Annotated in this window: 12 protein-coding genes and 1 tRNA gene; 7 read left to right on the top strand and 6 right to left on the bottom strand. The window is 57.2% G+C overall.

What is annotated here, in order from left to right; translation table 11 throughout:
• Positions 1–2 precede the first annotated feature (2 nt).
• On the bottom strand, positions 3–1,532 hold the full coding sequence (locus SH248x_RS06195; RefSeq protein ID WP_459557643.1) for a sulfatase family protein: 1,530 nt from the start codon (positions 1,530–1,532) through the stop codon (positions 3–5).
• A gap of 134 nt (positions 1,533–1,666) precedes the next feature.
• Here SH248x_RS06195 and SH248x_RS06190 point away from each other — a divergent pair, with 134 nt between their 5' ends.
• From SH248x_RS06190 to SH248x_RS06175, 4 genes are all read left to right on the top strand, one after another.
• Positions 1,667–2,074: an ArsR/SmtB family transcription factor gene (locus tag SH248x_RS06190; RefSeq protein ID WP_459557642.1), complete on the top strand. Its 408-nt coding sequence runs from the start codon at positions 1,667–1,669 to the stop codon at positions 2,072–2,074.
• Between the two features lie 10 nt (positions 2,075–2,084).
• Positions 2,085–2,540: a DUF6428 family protein gene (locus tag SH248x_RS06185; RefSeq protein ID WP_459557641.1), complete on the top strand. Its 456-nt coding sequence runs from the start codon at positions 2,085–2,087 to the stop codon at positions 2,538–2,540.
• Positions 2,541–2,666: 126 nt separating this feature from the next.
• On the top strand, positions 2,667–2,999 hold the full coding sequence (locus tag SH248x_RS06180; protein WP_459557640.1) for a type II toxin-antitoxin system RelE/ParE family toxin: 333 nt from the start codon (positions 2,667–2,669) through the stop codon (positions 2,997–2,999).
• Positions 3,000–3,011: 12 nt separating this feature from the next.
• Positions 3,012–3,503: a helix-turn-helix transcriptional regulator gene (locus SH248x_RS06175; RefSeq protein ID WP_459557639.1), complete on the top strand. Its 492-nt coding sequence runs from the start codon at positions 3,012–3,014 to the stop codon at positions 3,501–3,503.
• Between the two features lie 23 nt (positions 3,504–3,526).
• Here the strand turns inward: SH248x_RS06175 and SH248x_RS06170 are convergent.
• From SH248x_RS06170 to SH248x_RS06160, 3 genes are all read right to left on the bottom strand, one after another.
• Positions 3,527–3,600 (bottom strand) — tRNA-His (locus tag SH248x_RS06170).
• Between the two features lie 150 nt (positions 3,601–3,750).
• Positions 3,751–4,077, bottom strand: a complete 327-nt coding sequence (locus SH248x_RS06165) for a rhodanese-like domain-containing protein (protein WP_459557638.1) — start codon at positions 4,075–4,077, stop codon at positions 3,751–3,753.
• A gap of 47 nt (positions 4,078–4,124) precedes the next feature.
• The gene (locus SH248x_RS06160; RefSeq protein ID WP_459557637.1) at positions 4,125–5,081 is read right to left on the bottom strand and encodes a GNAT family N-acetyltransferase; all 957 of its coding nucleotides are present in this window, start codon (positions 5,079–5,081) and stop codon (positions 4,125–4,127) included.
• Positions 5,082–5,547: 466 nt separating this feature from the next.
• Here SH248x_RS06160 and SH248x_RS06155 point away from each other — a divergent pair, with 466 nt between their 5' ends.
• Positions 5,548–7,473, top strand: coding sequence for a transketolase family protein (locus tag SH248x_RS06155; protein ID WP_459557636.1), 1,926 nt, complete (start codon positions 5,548–5,550; stop codon positions 7,471–7,473).
• Between the two features lie 181 nt (positions 7,474–7,654).
• On the opposite strand, the gene SH248x_RS06150 is transcribed toward SH248x_RS06155, so the two are convergent.
• Complete coding sequence (locus SH248x_RS06150; RefSeq protein ID WP_459557635.1) at positions 7,655–7,867, bottom strand: hypothetical protein; 213 nt, start codon at positions 7,865–7,867, stop codon at positions 7,655–7,657.
• A 6-nt stretch (positions 7,868–7,873) separates the two neighbouring features.
• On the opposite strand from SH248x_RS06150, the gene SH248x_RS06145 reads away from it, so the two are divergent.
• The gene (locus tag SH248x_RS06145; protein ID WP_459557634.1) at positions 7,874–9,661 is read left to right on the top strand and encodes an SLC13 family permease; all 1,788 of its coding nucleotides are present in this window, start codon (positions 7,874–7,876) and stop codon (positions 9,659–9,661) included.
• A 96-nt stretch (positions 9,662–9,757) separates the two neighbouring features.
• On the opposite strand, the gene SH248x_RS06140 is transcribed toward SH248x_RS06145, so the two are convergent.
• Positions 9,758–10,540: a PDZ domain-containing protein gene (locus tag SH248x_RS06140; RefSeq protein WP_459557633.1), complete on the bottom strand. Its 783-nt coding sequence runs from the start codon at positions 10,538–10,540 to the stop codon at positions 9,758–9,760.
• A 349-nt stretch (positions 10,541–10,889) separates the two neighbouring features.
• Between SH248x_RS06140 and ettA the strand changes: the two genes are divergently transcribed.
• Positions 10,890–12,563: an ABC transporter ATP-binding protein gene (ettA, locus tag SH248x_RS06135; protein ID WP_459557632.1), complete on the top strand. Its 1,674-nt coding sequence runs from the start codon at positions 10,890–10,892 to the stop codon at positions 12,561–12,563.
• The last annotated feature ends 27 nt before the right edge of the window (positions 12,564–12,590 follow it).

Genomic DNA, 12,590 nt, shown 5'->3' with positions numbered 1-12,590 from the left:
GATTACTCGGGCCTATTGACAGGTGACCGGGCGTGCTTGATCCAAGCTTCCCAGCCATGAGACTTATTCCCGACATACTCAATGGTATCGAAAAATGCGTCCTGTCCCAGCATCCGGGGATCACCTTCCGCTTTCAGCATCTGTTCCATTTGAAGTCGCAGATGCTGCTTCATCGCCTGATGTTCCGGCAGGGCAGCCAGATTCTTCAAACACTCCGCATCCTGCCCGATCAGATAAAGCTCTTCCTCCGGTCGCATCCCAAAGCTGAGCCCATACCAGTCATCAAACTTGCTCAACAAAAAGGACTTCGTCGCCCCGTCATCCACATTCCGATACCCCGTCTCCGGATTCCCCGCCGGCCAGCGATCCGGCGCAAAGTTGTGGACGTACAGATAATCCGGCGTCCGAATCGCTCGCACCGGATACCCGACATCATTGGGTCTCCCAATATCATGCCGCTCTTTCCCGATCAGCATCACATTCCGCTTCGAGCCATCGATCACCCCCGACTTCTCAGACAGCAGCAGCTCCAGAAAACTCTCACCCGTAATCTGCTCATGCTTTTCCAACCCCGCCGCTTCCAGAAACGTCGGCGCAAAGTCGCGAGCATTAATAAAATCCTTCACAACCCGCCCCGGCTTCACCTTCTCTCCCCACCGAACCGCCAGAGGCAGGTGAAACCCATACTCATAAATCTGCCCCTTCACGCGAGGAAACGGCATCCCATGATCCGACGTCATGACGACAATCGTATTGTCGAGTTCACCCGTCTCCTGCAGATAATCCAGCACCTTGCCCACATGCCGATCAAAGTGCTCCACCTCGACCGCATAGTCCAGCAGATCACCTCGCACGATGTTGTGATCAGGATAAAACTTCGGAACCTCAGCATCTTTCAGCTTCTTACCCGCTTTGATACCTGACCCCACCTCATACCCACGATGCGGCTCCGTCGCCCCCAGCCAAAAACAAAACGGCGTCTCCTTACTCGGACGAGCCTTCAAAAACCCCTCAATGAAATTCCGAGAATAGTCATTATTCGAAATCCCCGCAGTCGGCGGCGTTGCTTTAAACGCGTCATACGATGGCCCCGCAGGATTCGTCTTCCGAAAACTCTTCCAGTCCCCCGGCCCCCAGCCCTTCCCCGTCAAGCCGACATGATACCCCGCCTTGATGAACAGATCCGGGTACGTCACAAACTCATTCGGCCAGATCGAAAAGTGACTGACCGCTTCCTTCATCTGCCAGCTGTTCCGCCCCGCCAGAATCGTCGCCCGACAGGGACTGCACTTCGGATTCGACGTAAAGCAGTTCTCAAACAACACCCCCTCTTTAGCGATCCGGTCAAACCCAGGCGTCTGCACCCAACTCCCCGCCCCGTACGCCCCCGCATGCGGCCATCCCCAGTCATCCGCAATGCAGAAGAGAATGTTAGGACGCCGCTGCCCCTCGGCAGCCACAGCGGTATGCGAGCCAGTGATCGCGGAAAACATGACAACAACAACAGCCATCCAGCGAGACAAGTTGAGCATCGGATTGCCTGACAATGTTCGTGGTGAAAATCGGATTCACGGAGATCGGACGAGTGACTGACATTGTAGCGAAAAATCCAGGAAGACGCCCACTCGCATTGACAACAACTAATACACTATGTTATGTAATAGAAATGAAGCACAGGCTCTCGTTACCTTTGACGCAGTCACCCCGCCCGACACTGAAGTCGCGCCCCCTCTTATCGCCGATCCAGGCAGGAGGATTAGCCGCCGTCTTCAAAGTCCTGGCCAACGATACCCGCCTGCGCATGCTGCATGCCTTCGTCAAAGAGGACGAAATCTCCGTCTCCAGCTTGGCGACTGCCCTCGGCATGAAGCCCCAGGCCGTCTCCAACCAGCTCCAGCGACTCTCCGACCTCGGCATCCTTTCCTCACGTCGCGACGGAAACACCATCTATTACCGCCTCATCGACATCTGCGTTCAAGGCCTGCTCGAACAAGCCATGTGCCTCATGGAAGAAACTGGCGAACGCGATGGCTTAACCCGAAAAGCAGCCCGTTGTTGCTCAACCAATGATTAGGAAACGTCTCATGACTTATCAGGAACTCAATGACTTACTGGCTCAAAATCCTGCGTGCGGAATCACGTTTCTGCTTCCCGATGGCGCAAACATCCCCGCCCACTTTCACCTGACGGAAGTCGGCCACGTTCGCAAAAACTTCGTCGACTGTGGCGGAACAGTCCGCGAGTCAGCATCCTGCGTCCTCCAACTCTGGGTGACAAAAGACGTCGATCATCGATTGGACTCAACGAAGTTCTCCAAAATCCTGAAAATGGCAGAGCCCTTCTTCGAGTCGTTCGAACTCCCCGTCGAAGTCGAATACGAGCATCAGGTCATCTCCCAATACCCCCTCACCTCCGCAACCACGTCCCCCTCCACCATCACCTTCCAGCTCGGCACCAAACACACCGCCTGCCTCGCCCCCGACCGCTGCAAAATCCCCCTCTTCGAACTCGCCTGCAACGATTCACAAGGCTGCTGCTGAATAGAATCGGTGCTAATGTACGCCCTGCTTGCAACATATCCCAACCATCACCGCACGAAGTGGGAGGGACTTGCTATTGATCATCGTTTACCTACTACGTAAACTTCCCCTCGTGGAAAAGCCGCCATGGAAATCAGTTTTGAGACATCCAAGCTGCAGAAACTCTGTAACTCGGATGGCAAGCTGAAGGGCGAGTTCGGCCCCGTCATGGCCAAACGGGTGCGGCAACGTCTGATCGACCTTGAGGCATCAGAGACACTGGCCGAAATGCGAGCCTTGCCCGGTCGCTGTCACGAACTGTCCGGCGACCGCCAAGGAGAGCTCGCAATGGATCTGGTCCACCCCATGCGCTTGATTTTCACTCCCGACCATGATCCCATTCCACTCAGTAGCGGTGGCGGCATGGACTGGAGTCAGGTCACCCGAGTTCGCATCCTTGAAATCGCTGACTATCACTAAATGAGAATTCCTATGTCGACACTCATTTTCGATCCCGATTATACCAGTCCTCCTGGAGACACCCTCGAAGAGTGGCTCGAAGAACATGGCATGAGCCAGTTGCAACTGGCGACCCGACTAGGCATGAGCAAGAAAACGGTTAACCAGATTATTCAAGGTGTCGCCCCGCTCACGCTGGAAACGGCGGAAAAGCTTGAACTCGTCACCGGTATCACGGCATCATTCTGGTCAACACGCGAAGCGAATCACCAGCGGCGCAAATTGCAGGCCCGCATGCGGCTGGCATTGGCCGAAGAAGCTGAGTGGCTCAAAGAGCCCGCTGTCAAAAAATTGATTAAAAGCGGCTTAGTGACCAGGTACAGCGATAAGGCTGAGCAGGTGCGAGCATGCCTGAAGTACTACCATTGTGCTTCAGTCGGGGCATGGAGAGAAGCCAACAAGAAAAATCTTCTCGTGCCGACATCCACGGCAACCGCCGTCAAACTTTCAGGTAAGCGAACCTGAAGATCGTAAGCAAAAACAAAAAGGGTGGCCAACGGGGCTCGAACCCGCGACCTCCGGAACCACAATCCGGCGCTCTAACCAGCTGAGCTATGGCCACCATTTGTCATCTTCAAAATCGGCACCCCGAACGACGCGCCATGAAGATTTTGCGAATATACGTCAACATGTAGGGAATTGCAATCAAACTCGACCGCACATCTTCGACACGTCTCCATCCCAGCCGGTTCGTGACGATTCCCGCCGAATCTTAATACCGCGCCATCCCCGGCTCAATCCGGGCCGCCCACTCGTCAATACCCCCCGCCATGCTTTTCACATTCGAAAAACCCTGCTGAGCCAACCACCGGGTCACGCGCAGGCTCCGCCCGCCATGGTGGCAGTAAACGACGATCTCATCAGACTTTCGGTCGTCCAGTTCCGACGCCCGGTCTGCCAGTTCCGACATCGGCAGCAACTGGCCACCTTCGATATGGACCTGGTCCCATTCATTCTGCTCGCGGCAGTCCAGGAGCAGAAAATTCTCGCCACGCTGGCGTTTGGCGTGGACATCATCACAGGAGATTTCAAGCGACATGACAAGCGACTTTCTGACAATGACCATACAGGCAGTGACCAAACCGGTCAGGAGAGCATTTTCTGATAGACGACTCCCGTATCGACCCGGTCAAAACCGCAGGTGTCGATCAGGGCCAGCGCCTTGTGATTGGCGATATTAATGTGAATTTCGACCTTCTGAATCAGTTCCTCACGCAGCCGACGCATCACCTCGGTAATGAGAAGCTGACCATATCCTTTGCCGCGGCAGTCCTCATTGACGATCAGTTCACACAACGCAATGCAGCGTTCATTCCAGCACGGCAGGAAGGTATCCATCCCGATCACGGTAATGGCAGCCACATTCTGCTCACCACCCTTGTTCCACAGCTGGAAACGGATCGAATCGAGCCGTCCAAACCTCGTAAACCACCACCACCGGGCGTCGACCGGATGATTGACGATCCGCAGTTCCATTTTTCGCCGCAGCGTAACGAGACGGAAGCTGATCGGGTCCTTGCGATTCATCAGATCGCGCTGGTAAACGCCATATTCTTCAAACGGTTGATACCCCAGGCTGCGCATGAATGGGTCAGCCAGTGGGTCCGACATCAAAAACCCCGAAGGTCGCGCCCCGCCATAAAGACCAATGTAATACGGAGCCGTATCGTCCCCCGGACCCGCAGTGATTCTGGTCACGCCCTGCTCGCGGAGCTGGTTTTCCGCCCGCTGCATCAGGACAGTGCCTACGTTCTGACGCCGGTGAACCGGGTGAACCATGACCGCCGAGATGATCCCGTGAGTCGCGTCGAGACCTGTCTCTTCTTTATTCGGGGCAAGTCCGGTGTGGACATAGCCGACGATGTTGTCAGCTTCTTCCGCGATAATGATCGACTTGTTGGTGAAATACGGCTGCGAGTAATTGAGCATCTCGAAGGCGTCGCAGCTGATGTGCTTGGCCGCACCGCGACCCAGATTGCAAGCGTTCCAAAGCGCCAGGAGCTTTGGTGGATCAAAATTCTCAAAATGGCGATACGTAATCACAGAGCGCCAATCACTTTGGAAACTCGAATTGCCGGATCGTCCTGAACCAGCATCGAAAACCCGCTCGATCTCGAATGCAGCTTATTCAATCGTTTGCCCGCTTCCAAGCAACACTTCTCAGCTTTCGTACAGATTCATTTGATTCCCGCCCGTCGCATCACCGGGCGTCGATGGGTTTTCGTAAGACATGACGGTTTGACACGATCAGTCTCCGCCAGACCGACCTGTCAGACAACCCCCGAAGTTGAATTCACGCAGGACATGGGTTAAAACCTCTATGCGCCGTGTACAGGTTCGAAGAGTTTTCCACACCACAGGCCAGTCTTCGAAATTTCGTTACTCAGCCACCCCGACGTCACCAAGATCCCGCGAACCGATCAGTCGATTCGCATTCATCACTCCGCACATCAGCCTGGGTCATTCCGGGTGACTTTCCCACTGCGGCCATAGAAAGAAACGAGCTGAAATGCCGACTGCTTCTTTTCCTATCGACCTGTCCCAGATCAAACCGCTGCCACTCGATCCAGGCAAGCCCACGCTCAGCTCATCAGAGCTCGACGTCTTGAAGCACAACATTCAAGTCTTCCGTGACACGATCGTCTTCTTCACCGCCATCGCCGACGCCAAAGGTCTCGGCGGTCACACCGGCGGTCCCTACGACACCGCTCCCGAAACCATGATCGCCTGGTCGTTCATCCAACACGCCCAAAAAGGCGGCACACCAGACGTTCTCCCCATCTTCTTTGACGAAGCCGGTCACCGCGTCGCCACTCAATACCTGATGGCCGTCATCGAAGGCAACCTGCCCATCGAGAAGCTGTATCAATACCGCGAATACGGCTCTCACATGCCCGGTCACCCCGAGCGTGACTTCACTCCCGGCGTCAAGTTCTCCTCGGGACGCCTGGGACACATGTGGCCGTTCGTCAACGGCGTCGCCATGGCTCATCCTGACAAAGTCGTCTTCATGCTGGGATCAGACGGATCTCAAATGGAAGGCAACGACGCCGAAGCCGCCCGTCTGTGCGTCTCAGAAAACCTCAACATCAAACTGATCATCGACGACAACGACGTCACCATCGCCGGTCACCCATCGCAGTACCTGAAGGGCTATGACGTCTCCAAGACCCTCGCCGGTCACGGTCTCCGCATCGATATCGGCGACGGCGAAGACATCGCCCAGCTTTACGCTCGTATGTGTTCTGCCTTCACGACACCTGGTCCAATCGCCCTGATCAACAAACGCCCAATGTGCGTCGGCATCGATGGCCTCGAAGGCTCCGCCCACGGCCACGACGTCATCAAAGTCGACACCGCCATCAAATACCTCGAAAAACGAGGCCTGGCTGACTGCGTCGACTATCTGAAAAACAAGATCGAGAAGCCAACCGGCGGTCTGAAATACAAAGGCTCCAAAGGCGGCGCCGCCAACCGCAGCCTCTTCGGCACCTACGTCAACCAGATCCTCGACGCCATGCCGAAAGAAGAACGCATCGCCAAGGTCCGCGTCTTCGATAATGACCTCGAAGGCTCCTGCGGCCTGAACGTCATCCGCAAGGAACACCCGGAAGTCTTCATCCGCGGCGGGATCATGGAACGCGGTAACTTCTCCGCAGCCGCAGGCTTCGGTTACGATGCCGGCAAGCAGGGGATCTTCGCAACCTTCTCCGCCTTCCTCGAAATGATCGTCTCCGAAATCACGATGGCTCGACTCAACAAGTCGAACGTCATCTGTCACTTCTCGCACTCCGGCTGCGACGACATGGCGGACAACACCTGCCACTTCGGAATCAACAGCTTCTTCGCCTCTAACGGCCTGCCAGACGAAGACAAAGACAACACCCGTCTGTACTTCCCAGCCGACCAGCATCAGCTCAAGGCCGTGATGAACACAATCTTCACCGAGCCCGGCCTGCGATTCGTCTTCACGACCCGCTCGAAAGTGCCCGATATCCTCACCGAAGGCGACAAAGAATTCTTCGGCGAAGGCTACAAGTTCCAGATCGGTAAAGATGAAATCATCCGCGAAGGCAAGGACGGTTACATCGTCGCGTTCGGCGAAGTCCTCTACCGCGCCCTCGATGCCGTCATCGCCTTGAAAGAACAAGGCCTCGAAGTCGGTCTGATCAACAAGCCGACGCTCAACGTCTACGACAAAGAGATGATGACCAAACTCGCCAAAGCCCCCTTCGTCCTCGTCGCAGAAGGCTTCAACGTCCAGACCGGCCTTGGCATCCGCTTCGGCTCCGAACTCCTCCGCTACGGTTTCAAAGGCAACTACAACCACATCGGAACCCACAAAGAAGGCTCCGGCGGCCTCTGGCAACAAATGAGCTTCCAGGGCCTCGACCCGGAAGGCATCGCCAAAGCCGTCAAAGCCCTGGCCAAGTAGTCTTGGTTATCTAATAGAATCCCCAAAGCCCGCCGTCGCCCACGACAGCGGGCTTTTTTCATACAAGCTGTGTGAAAGAGGACTACGAACACGGGAGGGCGAACCTCCGTGTGAGCCGCTTCTTTGCGTTGCGAAACTCAAGCTGCGTGCTAGACACTGGTGGCCTCGACGTCTTCGGGCATCAAAGCACATCAACCTTGATGGCAATATTGCGACCATAACATAACACGGCCGTGGCCATCAAATACCACGGCCCATGAAATATGCTGGCCATATCCCCCGCCTGTTCTCCCGTTTCTCCCACATCCACCCAATAATCCGTCCGGAACACCATTAGCAAAAGAAACTCCCCAAAGACCCCCAAAACCAGATTCTGCTCCTCGACTGAAAGCATCCCGGCATGACGTGGGAAGGAACCCTGACGATCTCGATCGTCGTTGTAATGCTGCTCGCCCTCGCGTCCGGCTACTTCGCCACCGAAGTCATCATCTGGGGCTGCCTGGCTGTTTTAATCACCGCCGGTTTCCTCACCGGTTCGCCGCTTCTGCCAACTCCTGAACAAGCCGTCTCAGGACTCGGCAACTCCAGTCTCGTCACCGTCGCGCTCCTGCTCGTCGTCGTCGAAGGCCTCATGCGAACTCGCGCGACCGATCGAATCTCGCAACCTCTTCTCAAACTGCAGTCCCTGAAAATCGGCATTCTCACCCCCCTGCTCCTCGTCGTAGGAATCAGCAGCGCCCTGCTCAACAACACCGCCATTGTCGCGATCTTTCTCCCCATCGTTCACAGCCTCTGCCAGCGCACCGGCATCTCTCCCTCGCGCATGTACCTCCCCATGTGCTACACCGCCACCCTCGGCGGCGTCTGCACCATGATCGGCACCAGCACCAACATGGTCGTCGATGGCCTCATGCGAGACGCCAAACTGACCCGCATCCCCCTCTTCGAACTCTCCTGGGTCGGCATCCCGATTCTCATCTCAGGCACACTCTACCTCGTCTGGGCCAGTCGCTTCCTCAAAAACAAAAAGCCCGCTATCAGCCTCGCAGACGACCCGCGCGATTACGTCGTCGAAATGACCGTCGACATGGACGGCCCGCTCGTCAACAAGTCCATCGAAGATGCCGGCCTGCGTCACCTGCAAGGCCTCTTCCTCGCCGAAATCCACCGTGGCGACGAGGTCATCGTCACCGTACCCCCTCACGAACGACTCGATGGCGGCGACATCCTCGTCTTCGTCGGTATCGTCGATTCCGTCGTCGACCTCCGCAAAGTCAAAGGCCTCTCCCCCAGCCCAGATACCCACTTCGACTTCAAGGCCCGCCCCGACCGCTGCTTAATGGAAGTCGTCGTCTCACCTCAAAACCCGTCTCTCAACCAGACGATCCGCGATTCCAACTTCCGATCCGTCTACGAATCAACCGTCCTCGCTGTCGCCCAGGATGGCAAACGAATCCGCGGCAAGATCGGCGATCACGTCCTCGAAGCAGGCGATACCCTCCTCCTCGAAACGCACCCCGATTTCGTCGAGCAACACCGCCTCAGCAAACAGTTCTACATCGTCTCGCAAGTCGAAAACTCCTCCTACTCGGAACGCGAACTCGAACGCAGCGGCCTGGCCCTCTTCATCGTCTCCGTCCTGATCGGCCTGGTCGCCTTCGAAATGATGGACATGCTCCTCGCCGCCCTGCTTGGCGCACTCGCCATGCTCGCCCTCGGCTGCTGCACCATCCAGCAAGCCCGCGCCTCACTCGACCTCAGCCTCCTTCTGACCATCGGCGGAGCCTTCGGCGTCGCCAAAGCCCTCGAAACCAGCGGCGCCGCAGAATACCTCTCATTCGAACTCGTCAAACTCGCCGGCAGCAGCCCCTGGTGGACACTCGCCGCCATCTACCTCGCCACCCTCGTCAGCACAGAACTCGTCACCAACAACGCCGCCGCCGCCATCATGTTCCCCATCGCCTTACTGACCGCCAACTCCATCGACGCCAGCCCCACACCCTTCCTCATCGCCATCATGATCGCCGCCTCCTGCGGCTTCGCCACCCCATTCGGCTACCAGACCAACCTCATGGTCGCAGGCCCCGGCGGCTACCGCTTCATGGACTACGTCAAACTCGGCCTCCCCCTCGACCTCATCTGCTTCGCCGTCGCCATGCTGGTCATCCCCCAAGTCTGGCCATTCTAACCCCCCGTAGGGTCCGCTGTGCGGACCATCAATCGACACCCACCACACACCAAATCGTTAATCTCTCCAACAATCTCCCTGCTACGCCCCCCCTCGCTACTTCCCATCCATCCACCCCCCCAACGTCACCTCCACCTCAACCTCTTCCCCCCGACGATCCAACACAAGCCGGACATGATCCCCCGCCGACCGCAGCCCCAGCATCGCCACCAGCTGCTCGAAATCCGCCACCGTCTCCCCATCCAGCGTCTTCACCACATCCCCATGTCGAATCCCAAACCGATCCGCCGCTGAGCCCGCTTCCACCTGCAAAATCCGACACTCCCGCGTCTCGACCGACGCACCATAAACACCCAGAAACGCCGTACTCCGAAAGTAAACCGTCATATCCGTCCGACGTGACTGCAACTCATTCACCGTCGCCAGATCGATGTTCGGGCAATTCCGAATCAACAGCTGAACCAGCTCCTTCCGCTCACCGAAATCCAACACCGTCTCGCGAGTCAGCTCCGAGTTCATCAGATACAGCGCCTCCAGATGAGGAAACATCCGCGTCGCCCGGATCTCGCCATCCGTCAGTCCCTGTGTCTCAGTCAGATCGAGCGCAACAACCGTCCGAAAATAATCCGGCAACTCAGACCCCGTCAGCTCCTTGAACCAGGCATGCTCCAGCATCTGAAATTCCACCCGCCCGCCACGCGAGACAAGATTATTCAGGAAATAATTCTTCCTCGCAATCGGCAGAATCAACGCCGCAAAAACCAGCACGATCGCCAGCAGCGCACCTTCCAGCACCCAGCTCCGCGGCTGCTTCCCATCAGACCGCGACCGGCGCAGATCCTTGGCATCATCCATGTGATCGTCGTAAATCACCGTCATCGTCGATTAAGTTCCCTCATCCTACAAAATGAACTCGTACGGTTGCGCCTTCCGGGAGGGCGAGGCTCCGTCCGAGCCGCTGTCCCGCGTTGCACCCCATCCCCTGCTCTTCGACGCTCATGCTCCCCTTCCGAATCTCAACCCTGAAGAGCCGCCTCCCACCATTATGACAACCTGAGTCAACTTTGACTCCCCGAATTTCCGCATCCCTCCCCTCCACACCTCGGAAATCCCTCTCAAGACATGATTTCTGCCTCCACATACATTATCATACGTCCCGCGCAACTGCGCACGTAGGGTGGGTTTGCCCACCAGTCGATTTTGCTCCTCCCAGGATCACCGAACAGCCATGGCTCCTCAGTACATCTATCAGATCGAAGACCTCTCCCGCGTTTACGACGAAAAAGTCATCCTCAAGGAGATCTGGCTCTCCTTCTACCCAGGCGCCAAGATCGGCGTCCTCGGCTACAACGGCGCAGGAAAATCGACCCTCCTCCGCATCCTCGCCGGCGAAGACAAAGGCTACACCGGCGAAGTCAAACCCGCCAAAGGCATCAAGATCGGCCACCTCTCCCAGGAGCCGCGCCTCGACCCAGACGCCACCGTCGGCGAGTGCATCCAGCAAGGCGTCGCCGAATCCCAGGCGATCCTCGACCGCTATAACGAACTCAACATGAAACTCGGCGAAGACCTCTCTCCCGAAGAGATGGACGCCGTCATCGCCGAACAGGCCGTCTACCAGGATAAGATCGACGCCCTCAACCTCTGGGAACTCGACCGCAGCGTCGAAATCGCCGCCGACGCCCTCCGCGTCCCCCCCATGGACTGGAAAATCGCCACCCTCTCCGGGGGCGAAAAACGACGCGTCGCCCTCTGCAAACTCCTCCTCGGCAACCCCGACCTCCTCCTCCTCGATGAACCAACAAACCACTTGGACGCCGAGTCCGTCGAGTGGCTCGAACAATACCTCCACAGCTTCCCCGGAACCGTCGTCGCGGTCACCCACGATCGTTACTTCCTCGACAACGTCGCCGGCTGGATTCTCGAACTCGACCGCGGCAAAGGCATCCCCTACGAAGGCAACTACTCCTCCTGGCTCGACCAGAAGGCCAAACGCCTCGCCGTCGAAGAGAAGCAGGAATCAAGGCGCCAGAAATTCCTCAAGCAGGAACTCGAATGGGTCCGCTCCTCTCCCAAAGCCCGGAACACCAAATCAAAATCCCGTCTGGCCCGCTATCAGGAACTCGCCGCCCAGGCCTACGATGACCGCGACGGCGCAGCCAACATCCAGATCCCCGTCACCAAGGCGCTCGGAAACCTCGTCATCCGCGTCGAGAACCTCACCAAATCCTTCGGCGATAAGCTGCTCATGGAAAACCTGAGCTTCGACATCCCCCCCGGTGCCATCGTCGGCATCATCGGCCCCAACGGTGCAGGTAAGACAACTCTCTTCCGCATGATCATGGGCGCCGAAAAACCCGACTCCGGCAAGATCACCATCGGCGAAACCGTCGACATGGCCTACGTCGACCAGTCACGCGATGCCCTCGATCCCAAGAAGTCCGTCTACGAAGAAATCTCCGGCGGCCACGATTACCTCGAAATCGGCAAAGCCAAAATGAACGCCCGCACCTACTGCGCGAGGTTCAACTTCAAGAAAGGCGACCAGCAGAAATTCGTCGGCGACCTCTCCGGCGGTGAACGGAACCGCGTCCACCTCGCCAAAGTCCTCCGCAGCGGCGGCAACGTCATCCTCCTCGACGAACCAACCAACGACCTCGACGTCGAAACCCTCCAGGCACTCGAAGAAGGCCTCGCCAACTACGGCGGCACCGCCCTCATCACCTCCCACGACCGCTGGTTCCTCGACCGCCTCGCCACCCACATCATCGCCTTCGAAGGCGACAGCCAGGTCATCTACTGCGAAGGCAACTACCAGGCCTACGAAAGCCAAAAGAAAGACCGCCTAGGCCACGACGCCGACCAACCCCACCGCATCAAATACAAACCTATCAGCCGGTAAGGCGTTCGAATTCAATAGTTTTTGTGT

It is taken from the genome of Lacunimicrobium album, from assembly GCF_052161635.1.
In the GTDB taxonomy this organism is placed as follows: Bacteria; Planctomycetota; Planctomycetia; order Planctomycetales; family Planctomycetaceae; genus SXPC01.
Note: the sequence above shows the minus strand (reverse complement) of the source record. Positions and strands in the feature narration are given on the sequence as shown.